The 21,955-nt window shown below is 66.9% G+C and carries 16 protein-coding genes, 2 rRNA genes and 1 riboswitch; of the genes, 3 read left to right on the forward strand and 15 right to left on the reverse strand.

Annotated features, from left to right (window positions below):
- Positions 1-38: 38 nt before the first annotated feature.
- Both OG858_RS07495 and OG858_RS07500 read right to left on the reverse strand, forming a co-directional pair.
- On the reverse strand, positions 39-839 hold the full coding sequence (locus OG858_RS07495) for a CPBP family intramembrane glutamic endopeptidase (RefSeq protein WP_086750166.1): 801 nt from the start codon (positions 837-839) through the stop codon (positions 39-41).
- Positions 840-927: 88 nt separating this feature from the next.
- Positions 928-2,442: a glutamate--cysteine ligase gene (locus OG858_RS07500; RefSeq protein ID WP_319261858.1), complete on the reverse strand. Its 1,515-nt coding sequence runs from the start codon at positions 2,440-2,442 to the stop codon at positions 928-930.
- Positions 2,443-3,024: 582 nt separating this feature from the next.
- On the opposite strand from OG858_RS07500, the gene OG858_RS07505 reads away from it, so the two are divergent.
- Together OG858_RS07505 and OG858_RS07510 are read left to right on the forward strand one after the other, a co-directional pair.
- Positions 3,025-3,609 carry a hypothetical protein gene (locus OG858_RS07505; RefSeq protein ID WP_086752710.1) on the forward strand — a complete coding sequence of 195 codons (585 nt, stop codon included), beginning with the start codon at positions 3,025-3,027 and terminating at the stop codon, positions 3,607-3,609.
- Between the two features lie 403 nt (positions 3,610-4,012).
- On the forward strand, positions 4,013-4,213 hold the full coding sequence (locus tag OG858_RS07510) for a DUF5999 family protein (RefSeq protein ID WP_028796697.1): 201 nt from the start codon (positions 4,013-4,015) through the stop codon (positions 4,211-4,213).
- A 116-nt stretch (positions 4,214-4,329) separates the two neighbouring features.
- Here OG858_RS07510 and gcvP read toward each other — a convergent pair whose 3' ends face one another.
- The gene (gene gcvP, locus OG858_RS07515; protein ID WP_086752711.1) at positions 4,330-7,215 is read right to left on the reverse strand and encodes an aminomethyl-transferring glycine dehydrogenase; all 2,886 of its coding nucleotides are present in this window, start codon (positions 7,213-7,215) and stop codon (positions 4,330-4,332) included.
- 172 nt (positions 7,216-7,387) lie between these two features.
- A riboswitch (glycine riboswitch) is annotated at positions 7,388-7,484 on the reverse strand.
- A 125-nt stretch (positions 7,485-7,609) separates the two neighbouring features.
- On the opposite strand from gcvP, the gene OG858_RS07520 reads away from it, so the two are divergent.
- Entirely contained in the window at positions 7,610-7,978 is a 369-nt protein-coding gene (locus OG858_RS07520) for a PRC-barrel domain-containing protein (protein ID WP_319261862.1), read from the forward strand.
- A 169-nt stretch (positions 7,979-8,147) separates the two neighbouring features.
- On the opposite strand, the gene OG858_RS07525 is transcribed toward OG858_RS07520, so the two are convergent.
- The 12 genes from OG858_RS07525 to OG858_RS07580 all read right to left on the reverse strand — a co-directional run bounded on the left by OG858_RS07525 (position 8,148) and on the right by OG858_RS07580 (position 21,850).
- Positions 8,148-9,500, reverse strand: a complete 1,353-nt coding sequence (locus OG858_RS07525; protein ID WP_319261865.1) for a DNA polymerase IV — start codon at positions 9,498-9,500, stop codon at positions 8,148-8,150.
- 108 nt (positions 9,501-9,608) lie between these two features.
- Positions 9,609-10,136 carry a MerR family transcriptional regulator gene (locus OG858_RS07530; protein WP_086747862.1) on the reverse strand — a complete coding sequence of 176 codons (528 nt, stop codon included), beginning with the start codon at positions 10,134-10,136 and terminating at the stop codon, positions 9,609-9,611.
- 483 nt (positions 10,137-10,619) lie between these two features.
- Positions 10,620-11,093: a bifunctional nuclease family protein gene (locus tag OG858_RS07535; protein ID WP_005475662.1), complete on the reverse strand. Its 474-nt coding sequence runs from the start codon at positions 11,091-11,093 to the stop codon at positions 10,620-10,622.
- 85 nt (positions 11,094-11,178) lie between these two features.
- A complete protein-coding gene (gene ftsR, locus OG858_RS07540; protein ID WP_319261868.1) occupies positions 11,179-11,934 on the reverse strand; it encodes a transcriptional regulator FtsR in 756 nt (251 codons plus the stop codon).
- 41 nt (positions 11,935-11,975) lie between these two features.
- Positions 11,976-12,914, reverse strand: a complete 939-nt coding sequence (locus OG858_RS07545) for an FHA domain-containing protein (RefSeq protein ID WP_078935624.1) — start codon at positions 12,912-12,914, stop codon at positions 11,976-11,978.
- Positions 12,915-12,975: 61 nt separating this feature from the next.
- Positions 12,976-13,851 (reverse strand): DUF881 domain-containing protein, encoded by an 876-nt coding sequence (locus tag OG858_RS07550; protein WP_086747859.1) that lies wholly within the window; start codon positions 13,849-13,851, stop codon positions 12,976-12,978.
- A gap of 5 nt (positions 13,852-13,856) precedes the next feature.
- Positions 13,857-14,189 carry a small basic family protein gene (locus tag OG858_RS07555; protein ID WP_037704786.1) on the reverse strand — a complete coding sequence of 111 codons (333 nt, stop codon included), beginning with the start codon at positions 14,187-14,189 and terminating at the stop codon, positions 13,857-13,859.
- Complete coding sequence (locus OG858_RS07560) at positions 14,186-15,091, reverse strand: DUF881 domain-containing protein (protein ID WP_086747858.1); 906 nt, start codon at positions 15,089-15,091, stop codon at positions 14,186-14,188. The genes OG858_RS07555 and OG858_RS07560 overlap by 4 nt, the downstream gene beginning before the upstream one ends.
- Before the next feature lie 98 nt (positions 15,092-15,189).
- Complete coding sequence (locus OG858_RS07565; protein WP_086747857.1) at positions 15,190-17,685, reverse strand: mannose-1-phosphate guanyltransferase; 2,496 nt, start codon at positions 17,683-17,685, stop codon at positions 15,190-15,192.
- A 112-nt stretch (positions 17,686-17,797) separates the two neighbouring features.
- Positions 17,798-18,406 carry a CDP-alcohol phosphatidyltransferase family protein gene (locus OG858_RS07570; protein WP_037704781.1) on the reverse strand — a complete coding sequence of 203 codons (609 nt, stop codon included), beginning with the start codon at positions 18,404-18,406 and terminating at the stop codon, positions 17,798-17,800.
- Between the two features lie 109 nt (positions 18,407-18,515).
- Positions 18,516-18,632 (reverse strand): 5S ribosomal RNA (gene rrf, locus OG858_RS07575).
- Positions 18,633-18,728: 96 nt separating this feature from the next.
- Positions 18,729-21,850: ribosomal RNA gene (locus OG858_RS07580) — 23S ribosomal RNA — on the reverse strand.
- Positions 21,851-21,955 lie beyond the last annotated feature (105 nt).

Consider the following 21,955-nt stretch of genomic DNA (forward strand, 5'->3'; position numbering starts at 1 on the left):
CACGGACCCGACCATCCACCCCTGACCTCGACCGCCCCTCAAGGAGTCGGCAGCCAGCCCACTTTCCCCGCCAGCAGCGCGTATCCCACGAACGCCCCGATGTCGAGCAGTGAATGGGCCACCACGAGCGGGCCCACTCGCCCCCAGCGCCGGTACAGATAGACGAAGACCACACCCATCACCATGTTGCCGACGAAGCCGCCGATGCCCTGATAGAGGTGGTACGACCCGCGCAGCACCGAGCTGGCGGCGAGCGCGCTCCCCGGCGACCAGCCGAGCTGCTGGAGCCGGCGCAGCAGATACCCCACCACGATGACCTCTTCGAGAACCGCGTTCTGAATCGCGGAGAGGATCAGCACGGGGTACTTCCACCACACCTCGGGCAGCGCCTCCGGCACCACCGTGAGGTTGAAGCCGAGGCCGCGGGCCGCCAGGTAGAAGGCGATGCCCGTGCTGCCGATCACCGCCGCGATCGCCGCACCCCGGCCGAGGTCGGGCCACGGCTTCGTACGGTCGAACCCGAGGGTGCGCAGCCCCGCACCCTCGCGCAGCAGGAAGTGCGCCACCAGGGCGACGGGCACCAGGGCGGCGGTGATCCCGAAGAGCTGCCACGCGAGGTCGAGCCAGGGCCGCCCAGGAGCGGCCGAGGCGTTCATGGTGGCCGCCTGGTCCTTCAGCCCGCCCGGCTTGGTGACCGATCCGATGAAGCTGATCAGCGCGGACACCCCGCTCGCACCGAGCGAGAGCCCGAGCACGAGCAGCGTCTCGTCCCTCAGAATCCGTCGGCCCGGCCGCTCCCGCGGCACCGCACCCTCCGCCGACTCCGCCTGCCCCTGCACCCACGCCTCCAGTTGTCCGGCCCCGCCGAGGGTCCATCATCACCCGCGGCGGTCCGGAGCATTCCGGCGGCTACCTCACAGAAGACCCTCAGCCCAGCGGCACCGGCTCCGGCAGCCCGACCGGCCAGCTGTGGACCGGCTCCCCGGAGTGCATCAGCTCGCCGTACCGCCGCGTGGTGGCGGCCAGCGCCGCATCCCGACCGAGGCCCTTCGCCAGAGCCCGGTGGAACGTTTCCACCTGCCAGGACGCCCCGTTGACCCGCCGCCGACAGCGCTCTTCGATCACGCCGAGGTAGAAGTCCCGGTCGACCGGCTCGACGCCCCACGCGTCCAGACCCACCTCGGCGAGCGGCAACAGCTCGTCCCGTACGAGATTGACCGCGTCCACCGGCCCCACCCCGCCGTAGCGCCCGCGCGGCCACTGCAACCGTGCGTCGATGCCGTGCCGGCACGCCTCGTCGAAGTTGGCGGCGGCCGCCTCGAACGGCAGCCGTGACCACACGGGCCGCGACTCCTCGGCGAGAGCGCGTACGACCCCGTAGTAGAAGGCCGCGTTGGCGATGACGTCCGTGATGGTCGGCCCGGCGGGCAGCACCCGGTTCTCGACGCGCAGATGCGGGACCCCGTCGGCGATGCCGTAGACGGGACGGTTCCAGCGGTAGATCGTGCCGTTGTGCAGCGTGAGCTCGGCGAGTGAGGGAATGCCGCCCGCGTCGAGGACGCCGATCGGATCCTCGTCGTCGCAGATGGGCAGCAGGGCCGGGAAGAAGCGCAGGTTCTCCTCGAAGAGGTCGTACGCCGAGGAGATCCACCGCTCCCCGAACCAGGTGCGCGGCCGCACTCCCTGGGCCTGGAGTTCGGGCGGCCGGGTGTCGGTGGACTGCTGGAACAGCGGCGGCCGCGATTCCCGCCACAGCTCGTGCCCGAACAGGAACGGCGAGTTGGCGCCGATGGCGACCTGCGCGGCGGCGACCGCCTGGGCGGCGTTCCACACGTCGGCGAACCGGCCCGGGGTGACCTGGAGGTGCAGCTGCACGGAGGTGCAGGCGGCTTCGGGCGCGATGGACTTCGAGGTGCAGACGAGCCGCTCCACCCCGTCGATGTCCAGGGTGAAGTCCTCGCCGCGGGCGGCGACGATCTGGTCGTTCAGCAGGGTGTAGCGGTCGCCCTCGGAGAGATTCGAGGAGACCAGGTCGTCACGGCCCAGTGTCGGCAGGATGCCGATCATCACGATTCCCGCGCCCACCTCGATCGCCTTGCGGTCCGCATACGCGAGGGAGGTGCGCAGCTCCTCGGAAAGCTGGTCGAATACCCGACCGTCCAGCCGATGTGGAGCTATGTTGACTTCCAGATTGAACATGGCGAGTTCTGTTTGGAAATCTCGGCTCGCAATCCGCTCAAGTACTTGCGCATTCATCATTCTCGGCAGACCGTCACCGTCGACGAGGTTCAGCTCGATCTCCACACCCATGAGGTTCTTGGGGCGGTCGAACCGCTTCTCCTCCAGCAGCCGCTCCAGCCCCGTCAGGCACTGCCGGAGCTTGTCGCGGTACTGCTGGCGATCGGAGAGGCCGAACGGCCCCGCAACGACCTTTTCCCCCATCGAAGTTTCCCTCCTCGGATGGGCAGGCCGACGACTCGGCCACTGCTGTCCCGGGTCCACGGTTGATGATGCCCAGGCAGAGCCGCCGATAACGTCCTACGCGCGACCTGCACACGCTAGGCTGAGCGCGGCCACCTCCGACCTTATTCACTCGGCATGCTTCTGGCACATTCAGCGGGCAAGAATGAGCACGCGCTTTCCCCCTCGTGCGCTTTCGTGAAAAGCGCCGACGGGAACCGGCCGTCCGCTACGCAACGGTAATCCGAGGTCACCGGCACACCCCCACAGAAAATCGGGGTGATAGCCATGTTCCGGCGACCGGATACCGCCTTGCTCTTCATATTCGGAGCGGCTAGCCGAAACCTCGTGTGAACACGTGTCGTATAAACTCCGCAAACGAGGCTGAGAGCCGGCACTCGCGGTCCTCGGTCCTGCCGTCAGGCCACGGGCGGCGGACCCTGCCCACGCACCGGACCCCGGGCACCCGCCTCTCCGACCCCCGAGAGCTGACAGCGCCGTCCGCCCCCGCCCTCGCCCTCGCCCTCGCGCCACCGTGCCTGTCGAATGGAGAGGCGACCCACCATGCCGCTGCATGTCCCCCCGGCTCCCGCGCCCGCCCTGCGCACCGTCCTCACGGCACTCGGTTCTCCCACCGCCGTCCACGAAGCCCGAACACCCTCCCTGAAGAACGCCCAGGGACCCGCCACACCCGAACTCCCGCTGCCCGTCCACGTACTCGACCGGATCACCCCGGAGGGCACGGGCACCACCCGGCTCACCGGCTGGCGGTTCCTGATCCGCTGCGGCGACCGCGCCGTGGCCGCCGCCGAAACCCGCCTGACCCCGGACGGCTGGGCATTCTCACACTTCTTCGAGGGCCCGTACATCGCCTCCACCGAGCGCGCCCTGCGCCAGGCCGAGGTCATGCAGCAGCCCTATCAGCCACGCCTGCTGTCGGTGCCCGAGCTGTACATGCTCACACTCTGGCTGCACGCCGATCCCACCGCCGACGGCGCCACCGGCCACCCGGCACCGACCGACCTGCTGGTCCCGCTGGCGCCTGCACCGCCCGGTATAGCGGCCCACCGGCCACACCAGGTCGCCGATCTCCTCCCGGTGCTGACCACCCGGCTGACGCCCGCTCCGCTCCTGGGATCACCCGCCTGACACCAGGGCCGCCTCGTCATGCGTACCGCTTGCGCCCCGCTGCCGATTTCCCGGTGGCGGGGCACTTGCTTTCCCACCCACCTGGAATTGCCGCTCTTTCGGGCGCCAATACGCTCGTACGAGCTATTCACACACCTTCCCCGCCGCCGGACTAGCCCCATCCGGCCATGGTGAACCACCCGAAGGGGCAGTGCGGTTGAGATGAACCATCCGGGCAGGCGATGCGTCATCAACCTGTGAAGAAGTCGTGCTGCGAAATGCCTGCGGATTGACGCCCGTGGGGCAACACTGGGACCGGACCGATTTATCACAACGGGGGGCGGCCATGAACGGGGCTTCAAGCCGCGGGACAGACAAAACAGCCATCTCAGACCACACGCCAAACCGAGAGATCCCAACAACCATGTGCCAGCACCAGCCACTGTGCCCGACTGCCGAATCCGCCGACCGGGAAGGCGCCCGACTCGTGGCGCACCACCCGGAGCAGGGATGGAGCCTGCTCTGCAACGGCGTTCTGCTCTTCGAGGACACCGGTGAGCTCCTGCCTGACGGCCAGATCATCGCGCCGCACCGCCCGATGGGCACGGTGATGACAGCCGCCTGAGCCGCACTCACGTGCGCGCAGGGTGAGCGTCCCCGCACAGGACGTCCGCCCGGACACAAGAGGGGCCGGCCGGAGAAGCACTCTCCGAACCGGCCCCGACGCGTAACCGCGCCCGACTACGCTTCGTAAGCGTCCAGCGGCGGGCAGGAACAGACCAGGTTCCGGTCACCGAAGGCCTGGTCGATCCGGCGCACCGGCGGCCAGTACTTGTCGGCGCGCGAGACCCCGGCCGGGAAGACCGCCTCCTCGCGCGTGTAGGCGTGCTTCCACTCCCCGCCGAGCGCGCCCGCGGTGTGCGGCGCGTTCCGCAGCGGGTTGTCGTCCGCGGGCCACTCGCCCGAGCCGACCTTCTCGATCTCCGCGCGAATCGCGATCATCGCCTCGCAGAACCGGTCCAGCTCACCGAGGTCCTCCGACTCGGTCGGCTCGATCATCAGCGTCCCCGCCACCGGGAACGACATCGTCGGCGCGTGGAAGCCGTAGTCGATCAGCCGCTTGGCGATGTCGTCGACGCTCACCCCGGTCGACTTGGCCAGCGGCCGCAGGTCGATGATGCACTCGTGCGCCACGAGCCCGCCCGGGCCGGTGTACAGCACCGGGTAGTGCGGCTCCAGCCGCTTGGCGACGTAGTTGGCGCTGAGCACGGCCACCTGCGTGGCCCGCTTGAGCCCCTCACCACCCATGAGCCGGACGTACGCCCACGAGATCGGCAGGATGCCCGCCGAACCCCACGGCGCCGCCGAGATCGGGCCCACGCCCGTCTCCGGGCCCGCCGCGGGCTGCAGCGGGTGGTTCGGCAGATACGGTGCGAGGTGCTCGCGCACCGCCACCGGCCCGACACCCGGACCACCGCCGCCGTGCGGGATGCAGAACGTCTTGTGCAGGTTCAGGTGCGAGACGTCACCACCGAAGTGCCCCGGCTTGGCGAGACCCACCAGTGCGTTGAGGTTGGCGCCGTCGACGTACACCTGACCGCCCGCATCGTGCACCTGCGCGCAGATGTCGGCCACGTGCTCCTCGAACACCCCGTGCGTCGACGGATACGTGATCATCAGCACGGACAGCTCGTCGCTGTACTGCTCGATCTTCGCCCGCAGATCCTCGACGTCGATCTCGCCGTCCTCGGCGGTCTTCACGACGACGACCTTCATGCCGGCCATGACGGCGCTCGCCGCGTTCGTGCCGTGCGCGGAGGACGGGATGAGGCACACGGTCCGCTGCTCGTCGCCATTGGCCCGGTGGTACCCGCGTACGGCCAGCAGACCGGCCAGCTCACCCTGCGAACCCGCGTTCGGCTGCAGCGACACCTTGTCGTACCCGGTGGCCTCCGCCAACCCCTCCTCCAGCTCACGGATGAGCGTGAGATACCCCTGCGCCTGCCCGGCGGGCGCGAACGGGTGCAGCTGCCCGAACTCCGGCCACGTCACCGGCTCCATCTCGGTGGTCGCGTTGAGCTTCATCGTGCAGGAGCCCAGCGGGATCATGCCCCGGTCCAGCGCGTAGTCCCGGTCGGCGAGCCGGCGCAGGTAGCGCAGCATCGCGGTCTCGGAGCGGTACTCGTGGAACACCGGGTGCGTGAGGTAGTCGTCCGACCGCAGCAGCCCCTCGGGCAGCGTGTCCGCGGCGGCGGCGTCGAGGGCCTCGACGTCCCCCTCCACCTCGAAGGCGGTCCACACGGCGCCCAGCTGCGCCCGCGTCGTGGTCTCGTCGCAGGAGATCGACACCAGGTCGGCGTCCACGAGGTGCAGATTCACGCCATGTTCCCGCGCGGCGGCCACCACCTCACCGGCCCGCCCCGGCACCCGCACGGTGAGCGTGTCGAAGTACGCCCCGTGCACGACCTCGATCCCACCGGCCGCGAGCCCCGCGGCGAGCACGGTGGCGTACCGGTGGGTACGCCCGGCGATGGTCCGCAGCCCCTCCGGCCCGTGGTAAACGGCGTACATACCGGCCATCACGGCGAGCAGCACCTGCGCCGTGCAGATGTTGCTGGTCGCCTTCTCCCGGCGGATGTGCTGCTCCCGCGTCTGCAGGGCGAGCCGGTACGCCTTGTGCCCGTCCACGTCCACGGAGACCCCGACGAGCCGTCCGGGCAGGCTGCGTGCGAACTTCTCCTGCACGGCCATGTAGCCCGCGTGCGGCCCACCGAAGCCCATCGGCACACCGAACCGCTGCGTCGTCCCGACCGCGATGTCGGCGCCCAGCTCACCGGGGGACGCGAGCAGCGTCAGCGCCAGCAGATCGGCGGCGACGGTCACGAGCGCGCCGAGTGCGTGCGCCTGCTCGATGACAGGCTTCAGATCCCGTACGACACCGGAGGCGCCCGGGTACTGGAGCAGCACCCCGTTGATCTCCCGCCCGGCGATGTCGGCCGGAATCCCCGCGCCGAGGTCGGCGACGACGACCTCGACGCCGGTCGGCTCTGCACGGGTCTCGATCACGGCGATCGTCTGCGGCAGCACGTCCGCGTCGACGAGGAAGAGCCCCTTCTTGTTCTTCCCCATACGGCGGGACAACGCCATGGCCTCGGCGGCAGCAGTGCCCTCGTCCAGCAGGGAGGCCCCGGAGGTGGGCAGACCGGTCAGCTCGGCCACCATGGTCTGGAAATTGAGAAGAGCCTCGAGTCGCCCTTGGGAGATCTCGGGCTGGTACGGCGTGTAAGCGGTGTACCAGGCCGGGTTCTCCATGACATTCCGCAGGATGACGGGCGGCGTGAACGTCCCGTAGTACCCGAGCCCGATCATCGAGCCGAGCACCTGGTTGCGGTCCGCGAGCGAACGCAGCTCGGCGAGCACCTCGGCCTCGGTCCGCGCGCCGGGAAGGTCCAGCGCCTCGGCGTTCTTGATCACTTCCGGGACCGCGGCCGCCGTCAGCTCGTCGAGCGAGCCGTACCCGACGTGCGCGAGCATCTTGGCCCGCGCCTCGACATCTGGGCCGATATGGCGCCGCTCGAAGGGGATTCCCTGTTCGAGCTCGGAGAGCGGAATGCGATGGGCGGTCATTGCGGAGGCCTCCTGGTCTGACACGACCTTCGAGGGGCACCACGGCACGGGCGCCCCGACGGCCTCCCCCTCTGTCATCTCAACCTGAGAGCTTCACCGGTCCAGGAACGAACCGGCTTTCACCGTCGGTGAGAGCGGAAGCCGTGACACCCGCTCTGCTTTCCAGAGTGACCTCGTCCGTGCGGTACGTGAGCCTGAGAGATTCCGGGGAGGAGTTGCTCCTTCGGCGCCTCCGGATGGTGTCCGGAGGACTCTCCCGCACGGGGTCAGCAGCCGCTGCCAGGGTATCAGCGCGACCCACGCACGAGTCTTCGAGTGGCCACCTTCCCCGTTGTGCCTTTTCGTAGGGGTGAGGGATGATTTGCGACTCCTCTGCGAACCACTTGGAGGGCCCGTGCAGACCGACATCGATCCGCGCAACCTGATCGGCCGCAAGGCGTTCGACCGCAAGGGCAGCAAGATCGGCACCGTGGACGAGGTCTACCTGGACGACGCCACCGGCATCCCCGAGTGGGCCGCGATACGCATGGGGTTCTTCGGCCGTGACGCCTTCGTCCCCCTGGAGCCCAGCGAACTGATCGAAGGCACCCTCCATGTCCCCTTCGACCGCACCCTCATCAAGGACGCCCCCGACTTCGGCGTAGGCCGCCACCTCTCCCCGGAGCAAGAACTCCAGCTCTACCACCACTACGGCCTGGACATAGCCCCGCCCCCACCCATGGACCGCAACTTCGGAAACGTCGCGGGGCAGGAAGACGTCTGACCGATGGCACCGGGGGAGTCCGTGGCCTCTCCTCCCCCTTCCCCACGCTCCTTGACTTCGCCTGCCTGGCCGGGCCCTCCCTCACGTCGCTTCCTCACGCCCTCCTCCGGCCCGCCCCACCGGCGCTCCACGACGGCGGCGCAGACAGGACAGGCGGTCCCCGCCCGCCTCAGCCCCGCACCCCGTCCGGCACCAGCGGCAACGGCTCCGCCGGCTCCAGCGCCGGATCGCCCGTCCTGAAGGTCCGCACCCGCCCCGGCCCCACGTCGAGCGGCGTCTCGAACCGCACGGTCACCCGCCCCAGCCCGCTCCCCTGCACCCACCCATGCCCGTACTCGGTATGCCGTACGTCATGTCCGGCCCTCCACTGCCGCTCCGCACCCGCGCTCTCCTCCACCGCGGGCACCTCCGCAGCGGCCCCGGCCTCTTCCTCCACGGGCTCCGGTTCCCCCGCCGCCTGCGCGAACAAGTCCTCCTGCGTGTAGTCGGCGAGCCCGCTCACCCCCACCCCCAGCAACCGCACCCCACCCGTCGTGTCCACGGCCTCCAGCAGCCGCGCCGCCGCCTCCCGCACCACCGCAGGGTCGTCCGTGGGCCCACGCAACGTCTCCGACCGGGTCAGCGTCGAAAAGTCGTACCGCCGCACCTTCAACACGATCGTCCGGCCCGACAGCCCGGCCCCCCGCAACCTCCGCACGCACCGGTCCGCAAGCCGCTGCACCTCCATCCGGACCCGCACCCGGTCATGGATGTCCACGTCGTACGTGTCCTCCACCGACACCGACTTCGTGTCCCGCTCGGCCACCACCGCCCGGTCGTCCCGCGCCAGCGCCATCGCGTACAGCCCGTGCCCATGGGCCTTTCCCAGCAGCCGAACGACCTCGTCCTCCCCCGCCTCCACGATCTCCTCGACCGTGGTGATCCCGGCCCGCCGCAGATGGTCCCCGGTCGCCGGCCCCACCCCCGGCAGGATCCGCACGGACATCGGCCCCAGCAACGCCCGCTCGGTCCCGGGCTCGATCAGCACCAGCCCGTCCGGCTTGGCCTGCTCGGAGCCGATCTTCGCGAGCATCTTGCAGGCCGCGAGCCCGACGGATCCCGTCAACGCGGTCACCACCCGTATGTCCGCGCGCAACCGCGCCCCCACCAGCCGTGCCGATGCCTCGTCCCAGGCGGCGCCCCCGGCCTCCAGATCCACGAACGCCTCATCCAGGCTCAGCGGCTCCACCAGCGGCGAGAGATCACGCAACAGCCCCATGACCTGATCGCTGATCGTCCGGTAGAACGTGAAACGCGGCGTGAGATACGCGGCGTTCGGCGCGAGCCGACGTGCCTGCGCCGTCGGCATCGCCGAGTGCACCCCGAGGACGCGGGCCTCGTACGACGCCGTCGCGACCACTCCACGCGGCCCGAGCCCACCCACGACAACGGCTTTCCCCCGCAGACTCGGCTTCGACGCCTGCTCCGCCGAGGCGTAGAAGGCGTCCATGTCGAGATGCAGGATCGTGGGCGCGGTTCTCACATCTCCGATGCTGCCCTACGCCACTGACAATGCCCGTACGACCGGCTCCGCAGGCCACGCCGACGCCCCGAGCGGCCTCGCCCCGGGGCGGACAAGCCGCGACGCCCCTCAGACCGCCCGGTTCCGGCGCCGCGCGAGCTCGTCCGCGGGATTGTTGCCCACGAGCGTCTCCCCCGTGTCGACCCGCTCCCCGTGCAACTGCGAGAGAGCGCTTTCCACATCACGCCAGACCACCCCTACGGCGATCCCGAAGACCCCCTGGCCGCCCTGGAGCAGGGCGTGCACCTCGTCGGGCGAGGTGCACTCGTAGACGGTCGCACCGTCGCTCATCAACGTCATCCGCTCCAGATCGCTGAAGCCCCGCTCCCGCAGGTGCTGGACGGCGGTGCGGATGTTCTGGAGCGACACTCCCGTGTCGAGGAACCGTTTCACGATCTTCAGGACGACGACGTCCCGGAAGCTGTAGAGGCGCTGTGTCCCCGAGCCCTGGGCGGTCCGCACGCTCGGCTCCACGAGACCGGTGCGGGCCCAGTAGTCGAGCTGCCGGTAGGTGATGCCGGCGGCCGCACACGCCGTGGGGCCGCGATAGCCGACGTTCTCGTGCGGCTCCGGAGCCGCCTCCGCGCTGTCCTGCACAGCCGTGGGCCGCTGCGGGACGTGACCGGCCGCGCTGCCGTGAAGCGGGTACGGGCCGCCGTCCCCCAATTTGCGTCCGGGGGCACCCCCAGCCGTACCGTCGCCGCTGATTCTCACGCCGACCTCCGTCCTTGACCTGCCCTATCGACGGTAGGCAGCCACCAGGGGCGCGTCAACGACCACCGCACTCGCCACGCCGAGTGATAATCACCCTGAGAGTGGTTTCCCGTGCCCTCCCGCGGGGAAAGGCTAGCCGAATGCGCTCCGGCCAAGCTGCCTGACAGCGCACCCGCCCCGGGCATGTGCCGCCTCAGGGCGAACACTCCCACCGACCGCGCCCACGGCGCCCGCGCACCGGCATCTTCGACCAGCCACACCGGACGCGCCTCTGCCCGCCCGTCGCGCAACTCCCCCGCGCACCTGCCACCGGTGACCACCGGCGGCGTCAGGGCCCGTCAGCCCTGTTGGACCGCGGGCCCGACCTCACTGACTGTTCGTTCCGAAGTCCTCGGGAGAGATCTGGTCGAGGAACTCACGGAACTTCTCCACCTCGTCCTCCTGCTCGTCCGGGATCGCGATGCCCGCGTCGTCGAGCACCCCGTCACTGCCGAAGATCGGCGTTCCGGTACGCAGCGCCAGCGCTATGGCGTCGGAGGGACGGGCACTCACCTCGACCCCGCTGGCGAACACCAGCTCCGCGTAGAAGACGCCCTCACGCAGGTCGGTGATGCGCACTTCCGTGAGCTCCTGGCCCACGGCCTCCAGCACGTCCTTGAACAGGTCGTGGGTCAGCGGTCGTGCGGGGGCCATGCCCTGCTGGGCGAAAGCGATCGCCGTCGCCTCCCCCGGCCCGATCCAGATGGGGAGGTAACGGTCGCCTCCCACTTCGCGCAGGAGCACGATCGGTTGGTTGGAGGGCATTTCGACCCGGACACCTACGACATCGAGCTCGTTCACACAGCAACCCTAGGCCGTGCTCGGGATGTTTGGGTAGTCGGGCTCGGATCGGCCGACCGATCCGCCACAGGCGAACACCGTCGTCTCAGCGGAGCCGTACACCCAGCGCACTCTGCACGAGAGCGGCGTGCAGCTTGACCGTGAGCCCTGCCAGCTCCCTCGTACGGTCCTCCGCATGGGCCCTGGTCTGCGGATTGCGGTGGCGGCGCAGGGGCGCCACGACCTGATCGACGAGCCCCGCCTCGCGGTCCGCGGCCGCCCGCATCAATCTCAGATGCCGGGGCTCGATACCGAACCGCCCCAGTTCCACCACAAGCGTGGCAACAGTGAGAACCTCGGCGTCGTACGACCCGTCCGGCAGGGGGGCCACCAGTCCGTACGACTCCCACTCGGCCAGCTGCTCCTCGTCGATCCCGGCGCCGACGACGAGCTCGCCGCGCCCGATCCGGGCGGCCGTGGGCTCCTCGGGCTCCCCGAACAGCTCGCTCAGGCGCTCTCCGTCACCGACGTCGCGCTGACGCCCCACGGACGGCAGCCGGACGTCCTCACCACGCCCCAGAGCCTCCAGATACTCACGGATCACCTTGAGCGGCAGATAGTGGTCCCGCTGCATCCTGAGGACGTGTCCGAGCCGCTCGACGTCCTCGGCACTGAACTTGCGATACCCCGAGGGGGTCCGCTGCGGCTCGATGAGCCCCTCCGACTCCAGGAAACGGATCTTGGAGATGGTTACCTCGGGGAACTCCTCGCGCAGTGTGTTCAGCACCGTGCCGATGCTCATCAGGCCACTGTCCGCGGCGGCGGTGCCGTGGTCGGCACCACCGCTCGTTGTTCGAAGCATGGACCTTCCCTGGGGTTCCCCGGACGCGGTCCGGGGGAGGGTCAGTAGCCCCGCTGGCTCGCGTAGAAGACCAGGCGGTACTTGCCGATCTGCACCTCGTCGCCGTTGTGCAGGGCGACCTGGTCGATCCGCTCACGATTGACGTACGTGCCGTTCAGGCTGCCGACGTCGGCGACCGTGAACGAGCCGTCCTGACCTCGGCGGAACTCCACATGGCGGCGCGACACGGTCACGTCGTCCAGGAAGATGTCGCTCTGGGGATGACGGCCCGCCGTGGTCAGATCGCCGTCCAGGAGGAAGCGACTGCCCGCGTTCGGGCCACGGCGCACGACCAGCAGCGCCGAGCCGAGCGGCAGCGCGTCGACGGCGGCCTGGGCCTCGGGAGAGAGCGCCGGCAGCTGAGTCTGACCGGTGACCTCGGAGTCGTAGGCCTCGAGGCCGGAGATGGAGATGGTGGAGGTCGTCTCGGACGGACGCTCGGCGGTCGCACCCGCCCGCAGCGGAGCACCGCAGTTCGAGCAGAAGCGGCTGTTCTCCGCATTGCGGTTACCGCACCTCGTACACACCAGGGCCGACATCGACGGATCCTCCTGCCGCGGCTGCCCCGCCGGGGCATTGGACGCATACGGGTCTGAGGCCCCGAAACCTATGCGGCCCGACTGGGCAGGGTCAACAGACGGCGCGCCCTGACCTCCCGAAATGTCACCTCCCGGACCAGTGACCTGGTCCCGGAACAGCGGGCGCTCACCGCCCTGCCCCTCCGCTTCCGAAGGCTGCGCGCGATGACGGGAGGTCGCGTTGTCGCTTCCCTCTCGCGCGCTCTTGCCGAACAACTTCGCAAACAACTTCACGGGCGATTCCCCTTGACCGAAACAGACCCGCCCGTGGGGCAGGACGAACCCTGACTGAACACACCGGCCGACCCGGACAACCTCACAACGTCCGTATCCACCAGACAGTTTCCACCACGCACCAACCATTCGGTGCGCCGACCCCCCGCAACCTCATGCCCTCGCCGGACGGGCCCCATGCACCTACGGTTCACCGGGAGGACGACCGAGCGTAGTCAGGCCGCTTCGCCGCTCGCAAGGCATCCACGACGATCTTGTCCGCCCGCCGCACGGTCACGGTGGCCTGCTCCTTCTCCAGCGTCTGCACCACGCCTCCGGGGATGTTCAGTGCGGGCTCCAGGTCCTGCGGGTTGCCGATGACCTTGAAACGAAAGGGCTGGGTGATCTTGTTCCCGTCGACACTGACTCCCTCACCGGAATCGGTCAGATAAGTACTGGCCACGACCCGGACGCCGTTCACCTGGATCGCCTCCGCGCCGGCCGCACGCAGCTCCTGGATCGCGTCGAGCAACATGTTCGCCTCGACCGTCCCCTTCGTATCGTCGATCGTCAGTGTGATGCCGGGTCCCTGCGCCGCCACGGTGCCCGCCAGAATGCCGAGCTGCCGCTCCTTCTCGACCGTCTGCTTGCGCGCCTCCTCGGCCTGGTCCGAGCTGTTCTCCAACTCGGTGCGCTGATCCTCGAGACCCTTCTTCTCCTCCTCCAGACGCTGAGTGCGGTCATCCAGTTCATCCAGGATGCGTACGAGGTCTTCTTGACGTGCTCCGCGCAGCGCGCTGTCGTCGTTGTTGGAGGCCACCTGGATGGCCAGTCCGAAGCCGAGGCCGAACAGCAGGAGGGCCACGATGAGTTGGGCACGGGTGAAGCGCGGCGGCCACAGCCCCTGAGCCAGCCTCTGCCGTCCGGTCAGCTTCTCCTTCTCCTCCCGCGGAGCCTCACCGGGCTCCTCAGCGGCCGTGGAGGGCACTTCCTGGGGGAGTTCCCGGCGTAGCTGGGTCGTCGGTGTGTCGTCCTCTCCCCCGCCCGGTGTCGGCTTCGGCCTCGGCGTCTCGTCCCGCTCGTTCATCGGCCTCACGCCCGGAACACGTGCCGGCGGATCGCCGCGGCGTTGGAGAAGATGCGGATACCGAGGACGACCACGACGCCCGTGGACAGCTGGGCGCCGACGCCCAGCTTGTCGCCGAGGAAGACGATCAGGGCGGCCACGACCACGTTCGACAGGAACGACACCACGAAGACCTTGTCGTCGAAGATGCCGTCCAGCATCGAGCGCAGACCGCCGAAGACGGCGTCGAGCGCCGCGACCACGGCGATGGGGAGATACGGCTCGACGACCGCCGGTACCTCGGGCCGGACCAACAGTCCGGCCACGACTCCGAGGACGAGGCCCAGTACGGCGATCACGATGTGCCCTTCTCTGTGCTGGGTTCTGCTGTTCGTACGATCACGCTCGGCGCGGCCGGCACCTTGATGTCGTCCTCGACGGAGATGCTCGTCCGGATGCCGAAGTTCTCCTGAAGGGCGTGCAGATACAGCCCGTCGGGGCTGTTCTGGAACTTGGTGCTCAACCGCTGCCCGTCCCCCACCGCGAGGACCGTGTAGGGCGGTGCCAGCGGCTTGTTGTCGACCAGTATCGCGTCGCCGGCGGCCCTGATCGCCGACAGCGCGGTGAGCCGCTGTCCGTTGATCGAGACGGCCTCGGCACCCGACTCCCACAGCCCGTTGACGACGCGCTGCATGTCCCGGTCGCGCACCCGGCCGGTGTCCGAGAACCCGGACGTCTCGCGCGGGTCGCCGTCACCGCCCTGGCTGGCGCCCTTGGAATCGTTGACGACGAGTCGCACCCCGGGGCCGTGCACCTCGACGGCGCCCGACAGGATGCCCACCAGATCGTGCCCGGCGCTGCCGCCGTCGTCCTTGAGCGCCTTGCGCTGCCGTGCGCTCACGTCGTCACGGAGCTCGTCCACGGAGTCCTCGAGCTTGTCCGCGGCCGCGGTCTCCTCCTGGATGCGGTCGATGAGCTCCTCGCGCTCCTTGGCGACCACGGGAGCGCTTATCCGCGCCTGCGCCGCACCCACCGTCACCACCAGGGCGGCGAGCACCAGGCCGACCGCGAGCCCCACCTTGGCCCGCACGGTCTTGGGCATGCCCTCGGTGCCCGCGGCCTTCCTGCGGGCGGCGGCCTCGGCGTATCCGTCATCGAGGCTGTGATCCATGACGTTGTTGAGCAGCGACATGGAGGCGTCCGGACGCGACGGGCGCGTGGGTGTGCTCCGAACGGGGGGCTGCTGCGGCATGCCGCACATCGTCGCACGTCGCGACCACTACCTCCGAATGGCCCCACCGGCGTGCCGGACAGGCCCCGTTGAGGGCACTTGTCCGGCACGCGGTCGTGCGAGGCGGTTCAGCGACCTGCGCTGTCCACGATTGCCGACCACTCGTCGAGCAGGGCCTGCGCGGAGGCGTCGTCGGGCCCCTCGGCCCACAGATGGGTGACGGCCTCGGCAGGGTCCGGCAGAACCATCACCCACCGACCGTCCGTCTCCACAACCCGCACACCGTCGGTCGTGTCGACGAAGCGATCCCCGGCCGCCTCCACGACCCTGCGCATCACCAGGCCCTTGACGGCCCACGGGGTGGCGAGATCCCGCTTCAGGACATGCGCCCGCGGAATGCGCGCGTCGATCTGGCTGAGTGTGAGCTGTGTCCGCGCCACCAGCCCGATCAGTCGTACGAAGGCCGCCGCCCCGTCGAAGACGCTGCTGAACTCCGGCACGATGAACCCGCCGCGCCCGTCACCGCCGAAGATCGTGGTCTCGTCCCCGCCGACCCGCGTGAGGTCGTCCGGCGAAGTGGTCGTCCACTCGACCTGGGTGCCGTGGTACGCCGCGACCTGCTCGCCGATCCTCGTGGTGGTCACCGGCAGCGCCACCCGGCCGCTACGCCGCTCCGCGGCCACCAGGTCGAGCATGACCAGCAGGGCCCGGTCGTCCTCGACGATCCGCCCCTTCTCGTCGACCAGCGACAGCCGTTCACCGACCGGATCGAACCGCACACCGAACGCGGCTCGCGAGGACGCCACGATCTCGCCCAGCCGCACCAGCCCCGCCCGCCGCATGTCTCCCGTCTCCGTCGGTCTCGACTCGTCGAGACCGGGGTTGATCGTCAACGAGTCGACACCCAGCTTGCCCAGCAGACTCGGCAGCACGAGACCGGCACTGCCGTTGGACGCGTCCACGACGACCTTGAGTCCCGACTCGGCGATCCCGGTCGTGTCCACGTTCCGCAGCAACGACCCGGTGTACGAGTCGAACACACTCGCCGGGAAGTGCAGGTCCCCGATCTCTCCCGGGAACGCGCGCCGGTACTCCTGCCGCGCGAACACCCGGTCCAGCTTCCGCTGACTGGCCTGCGACAGGTCGGCACCCTGCCCGTCGAAGAACATGATGTCGACCGAGTCGGGAACCCCCGGCGTCGTCCGGATCATGATCCCGCCGGCACTGCCCCGCGCGGTCTGCTGGCGCGCCACCGGCAGCGGTACGTTCTCCAGATCTCGTACGTCGATGGCGCTGGCCTGCAGGGCCGAGATGACCGCCCGTTTCAGCGCACGGGCGCCTCGGGAGTGGTCTCGGGCGGTGGTGACCGTGGAGCCCTTCTTGAGCGTCGTGGCGTACGCCCCGGCAAGTCTCACGGCCAGCTCGGGAGTGATCTCCACATTCAGGATGCCGGAGACACCACGGGCGCCGAACAGATGCGCCTGCCCCCGGGACTCCCAGATCACCGAGGTGTTGACGAAAGCACCGGCCTCGATCGTCTTGAACGGATAGACGCGAACGTTCCCCTGGATGATCGATTCCTCGCCGACGAGGCACTCGTCGCCGATCACCGCGCCGTCCTCGATCCGTGCGGCCCGCATGATGTCGGTGTTCTTACCGACCACGCATCCACGCAGATTGCTGTGCTGGCCGATGTAGACGTTGTCGTGGACCACGGCCTTGTGCAGAAAGGCCCCGCTCTTCACGACGACATTCGAGCCCACCACGGTGTGTTCACGGATTTCGACGCCTGCCTCGACCTTGGCGTAGTCCCCGATGTAGAGCGGTCCGCGCAGCACGGCATCGGGGTGCACCTCGGCGCCTTCGGCGATCCACACTCCCGGCGAGAGTTCGAACCCGTCGATCTCGACGTCGACCTTGCCCTCCAGTACGTCCGCCTGAGCCTTCACATAGCTCTCGTGCGTACCGACGTCCTCCCAGTAACCCTCGGCGACATAGCCGTAGACCGGCTTGCCCTCCTTCATCAGCTGCGGGAAGACATCACCGGACCAGTCGACGGGAACATCGGCCTCGACGTAGTCGAACACTTCGGGCTCCATGACATAGATGCCCGTGTTCACGGTGTCCGAGAAGACCTGGCCCCAGGTCGGCTTCTCCAGGAACCGCTCGACCTTGCCTTCCTCGTCCACGATCGTGATACCGAATTCCAGCGGATTCGGCACCCGTGTCAGACAGACGGTGACCAGCGCACCCTTTTCCTTGTGGAAATTGATGAGTTCGGTGAGGTCGAAGTCGGTGAGGGCGTCGCCGGAGATGACGAGGAACGCATCGTCCTTCAGCGCCTCCTCGGCGTTCTTGACGCTCCCGGCGGTACCGAGTGGCTTCTCCTCATTGGCATAGGTGAGCTCCATCCCGAGCTCCTCGCCGTCACCGAAGTAGTTCTTGACGAGTGACGCCAGGAACTGGACTGTAACGACGGTCTCGTTGAGCCCATGCCTTTTGAGCAGCCTCAGCACGTGCTCCATGATCGGGCGGTTCACCACGGGCAGGAGCGGCTTGGGCATGCTCGAGGTCATGGGGCGAAGGCGTGTGCCTTCACCTCCGGCCATCACGACGGCCTTCATGTCGGAAGCGTCCTCCTTGAAGAGACGGTCAAGCCGACTTCACCCGTCCAGATTGTCCCGCACTTTTCCGAAGCGGGCCATCGAGCCACTACGGCCGCCCAATCGGGCGGGCTCAATCGGCCATGGCGTCCGCACTGACGAGTCGGCGGACCTGAACCACGTAGAGGATCCCTGCCCACCAGTACAGGGTTGTACCCCATCCAGCGAACGCCCATCCGAAAATAGCAGCGAGTGACGAGATCCATCCACTTCCGTCACTGAGCAGCAGCAACGGGAAGGCGTACATCAAGTTGAAGGTAGCCGCCTTCCCGAGAAAGTTCACCTGCGGCGGCGGATAGCCGTGCCGCCTGAGGATGCCCACCATCACCAGCAGAACCAGCTCCCGCAAGAGCAGTAGAGCGGTCAACCAAAATGGCAGAATCTCGCGCCAGGTGAGTCCCACCAGGGTTGACAGAATGTACAACCTGTCAGCCGCGGGATCGAGGAGCCGGCCAAGACTGCTGATCTGGTTCCAGCGCCGCGCCAGCATGCCGTCCAGATAGTCACTGACTCCGCTGAGAGCGATCACCAGGAACGCCCAGCCGTCGACCTTGGGGCCGCCGAACTCGGGCCAGAGAATCAACCACAGGAAGACGGGCACGCCAACGAGCCGCGCCATGCTGAGAATGTTCGGGATGGTGAGGACCCGGTCCGTCTGGACCCGGGTCTCCTGTACCTCCACCCGGGGGCCTCCTGTGGGAAATGAGCCAACGATGCCCTCTGACCCTACCTCAACGCAAAAAAGCTCTGGCTCTTGGGCGGTGTGCCCAAGAGCCAGAGCTCTAAAAGGAGTTCGGCGGCGTCCTACTCTCCCACAGGGTCCCCCCTGCAGTACCATCGGCGCTGTAAGGCTTAGCTTCCGGGTTCGGAATGTAACCGGGCGTTTCCCTCACGCTATGACCACCGAAACACTATGAAACACTCAACCGCACCATCCCCCGTGACCAAACAAGGGAATGGGGTTGTTCGTGGTTTCAGAACCAACACAGTGGACGCGAGCAACTGAGGACAAGCCCTCGGCCTATTAGTACCAGTCAACTCCACCCGTTACCAGGCTTCCATATCTGGCCTATCAACCCAGTCGTCTACTGGGAGCCTTACCCCATCAAGTGGGTGGGAATACTCATCTCGAAGCAGGCTTCCCGCTTAGATGCTTTCAGCGGTTATCCCTCCCGAACGTAGCCAACCAGCCATGCCCTTGGCAGAACAACTGGCACACCAGAGGTTCGTCCGTCCCGGTCCTCTCGTACTAGGGACAGCCCTTCTCAATATTCCTGCGCGCGCAGCGGATAGGGACCGAACTGTCTCACGACGTTCTAAACCCAGCTCGCGTACCGCTTTAATGGGCGAACAGCCCAACCCTTGGGACCGACTCCAGCCCCAGGATGCGACGAGCCGACATCGAGGTGCCAAACCATCCCGTCGATATGGACTCTTGGGGAAGATCAGCCTGTTATCCCCGGGGTACCTTTTATCCGTTGAGCGACGGCGCTTCCACAAGCCACCGCCGGATCACTAGTCCCGACTTTCGTCCCTGCTCGACCCGTCGGTCTCACAGTCAAGCTCCCTTGTGCACTTACACTCAACACCTGATTGCCAACCAGGCTGAGGGAACCTTTGGGCGCCTCCGTTACTCTTTAGGAGGCAACCGCCCCAGTTAAACTACCCATCAGACACTGTCCCTGATCCGGATCACGGACCCAGGTTAGACATCCAGCACGACCAGACTGGTATTTCAACGACGACTCCACAACCACTGGCGTGGCCGCTTCAAAGTCTCCCAGCTATCCTACACAAGCCGAACCGAACACCAATATCAAACTGTAGTAAAGGTCCCGGGGTCTTTCCGTCCTGCTGCGCGAAACGAGCATCTTTACTCGTAGTGCAATTTCACCGGGCCTATGGTTGAGACAGTCGAGAAGTCGTTACGCCATTCGTGCAGGTCGGAACTTACCCGACAAGGAATTTCGCTACCTTAGGATGGTTATAGTTACCACCGCCGTTTACTGGCGCTTAAGTTCTCAGCTTCGCCACACCGAAATGTGACTAACCGGTCCCCTTAACGTTCCAGCACCGGGCAGGCGTCAGTCCGTATACATCGCCTTACGGCTTCGCACGGACCTGTGTTTTTAGTAAACAGTCGCTTCTCGCTGGTCTCTGCGGCCACCCCCAGCTCAAGGAGTAAATCCTCTCACCAGTGATGGCCCCCCTTCTCCCGAAGTTACGGGGGCATTTTGCCGAGTTCCTTAACCATAGTTCACCCGAACGCCTCGGTATTCTCTACCTGACCACCTGAGTCGGTTTAGGGTACGGGCCGCCATGAAACTCGCTAGAGGCTTTTCTCGACAGCATAGGATCATCCACTTCACCACAATCGGCTCGGCATCAGGTCTCAGCCACATGCACGACGGATTTACCTATCGCACGGCCTACACCCTTACCCCGGGACAACCACCGCCCGGGATGGACTACCTTCCTGCGTCACCCCATCACTCACCTACTGCAAGTCTGGTCCGTCGGCTCCACCACTTTCCTTTCCCCGAAGGGTCCGGAACGGCTTCACGGACTTAGCATCGCCTGGTTCAATGTTTGACGCTTCACAGCGGGTACCGGAATATCAACCGGTTATCCATCGACTACGCCTGTCGGCCTCGCCTTAGGTCCCGACTTACCCTGGGCAGATCAGCTTGACCCAGGAACCCTTAGTCAATCGGCGCAAACGTTTCTCACGTTTGTATCGCTACTCATGCCTGCATTCTCACTCGTGAACCGTCCACAACTCGCTTCCGCGGCTGCTTCACCCGGCACACGACGCTCCCCTACCCATCCCAGCGGGCGTTGGCCCTCATGCTGAAATGACACGACTTCGGCGGTACGCTTGAGCCCCGCTACATTGTCGGCGCGGAATCACTAGACCAGTGAGCTATTACGCACTCTTTCAAGGGTGGCTGCTTCTAAGCCAACCTCCTGGTTGTCTGTGCGACTCCACATCCTTTCCCACTTAGCGTACGCTTAGGGGCCTTAGTCGATGCTCTGGGCTGTTTCCCTCTCGACCATGGAGCTTATCCCCCACAGTCTCACTGCCGCGCTCTCACTTACCGGCATTCGGAGTTTGGCTAAGGTCAGTAACCCGGTAGGGCCCATCGCCTATCCAGTGCTCTACCTCCGGCAAGAAACACACGACGCTGCACCTAAATGCATTTCGGGGAGAACCAGCTATCACGGAGTTTGATTGGCCTTTCACCCCTAACCACAGGTCATCCCCCAGGTTTTCAACCCTGGTGGGTTCGGTCCTCCACGAAGTCTTACCTCCGCTTCAACCTGCCCATGGCTAGATCACTCCGCTTCGGGTCTTGAGCGTGCTACTCAGTCGCCCTGTTCGGACTCGCTTTCGCTACGGCTACCCCACTCGGGTTAACCTCGCAACACACCGCAAACTCGCAGGCTCATTCTTCAAAAGGCACGCAGTCACGACGCACCGAGTAAACTCGATGCGCGACGCTCCCACGGCTTGTAGGCACACGGTTTCAGGTACTATTTCACTCCGCTCCCGCGGTACTTTTCACCATTCCCTCACGGTACTATCCGCTATCGGTCACCAGGGAATATTTAGGCTTAACGGGTGGTCCCGCCAGATTCACACGGGATTTCTCGGGCCCCGTGCTACTTGGGTGTCTCTCAAACGAGCCGTCAATGTTTCAGCTACGGGGGTCTTACCCTCTACGCCGGACCTTTCGCATGTCCTTCGCCTACATCAACGGTTTCTGACTCGTCGACCAGCCGGCAGACTGATCAAGAGAGATCCCACAACCCCGTACACGCAACCCCTGCCGGGTCTCACACGTATACGGTTTGGCCTCATCCGGTTTCGCTCGCCACTACTCCCGGAATCACGGTTGTTTTCTCTTCCTGCGGGTACTGAGATGTTTCACTTCCCCGCGTTCCCTCCACTTGCCCTATGTGTTCAGGCAAGGGTGACAGCCCATGACGACTGCCGGGTTTCCCCATTCGGACACCCCCGGATCAAAGCCTGGTTGACGACTCCCCGGGGCCTATCGTGGCCTCCCACGTCCTTCATCGGTTCCTGGTGCCAAGGCATCCACCGTGCGCCCTTAAAAACTTGGCCACAGATGCTCGCGTCCACTGTGCAGTTCTCAAACAACGACCAACCACCCATCACCCCGAACCAGCAGTCCGAGTGCACTGGGGCCGGCACTGAAGGCAGCCATAC

The organism is Streptomyces europaeiscabiei, from assembly GCF_036346855.1.
Taxonomy (GTDB): Bacteria; Actinomycetota; Actinomycetes; order Streptomycetales; family Streptomycetaceae; genus Streptomyces; species Streptomyces europaeiscabiei.

What these genes read in the sequence shown, in the direction of transcription:
- OG858_RS07505 (WP_086752710.1), top strand. Translation starts at nt 3,025, where the DNA reads ATGCCGCTGCATGTCCCCCCGGCTCCCGCGCCCGCCCTGCGCACCGTC.
- OG858_RS07550 (WP_086747859.1), bottom strand. Translation starts at nt 13,851, where the DNA reads ATGAACGAGCGGGACGAGACGCCGAGGCCGAAGCCGACACCGGGCGGG.
- OG858_RS07500 (WP_319261858.1), bottom strand. Translation starts at nt 2,442, where the DNA reads ATGGGGGAAAAGGTCGTTGCGGGGCCGTTCGGCCTCTCCGATCGCCAG.
- ftsR (WP_319261868.1), bottom strand. Translation starts at nt 11,934, where the DNA reads ATGCTTCGAACAACGAGCGGTGGTGCCGACCACGGCACCGCCGCCGCG.
- OG858_RS07565 (WP_086747857.1), bottom strand. Translation starts at nt 17,685, where the DNA reads ATGAAGGCCGTCGTGATGGCCGGAGGTGAAGGCACACGCCTTCGCCCC.
- OG858_RS07510 (WP_028796697.1), top strand. Translation starts at nt 4,013, where the DNA reads ATGTGCCAGCACCAGCCACTGTGCCCGACTGCCGAATCCGCCGACCGG.
- gcvP (WP_086752711.1), bottom strand. Translation starts at nt 7,215, where the DNA reads ATGACCGCCCATCGCATTCCGCTCTCCGAGCTCGAACAGGGAATCCCC.
- OG858_RS07560 (WP_086747858.1), bottom strand. Translation starts at nt 15,091, where the DNA reads ATGTGCGGCATGCCGCAGCAGCCCCCCGTTCGGAGCACACCCACGCGC.
- OG858_RS07545 (WP_078935624.1), bottom strand. Translation starts at nt 12,914, where the DNA reads ATGGTTGGTGCGTGGTGGAAACTGTCTGGTGGATACGGACGTTGTGAG.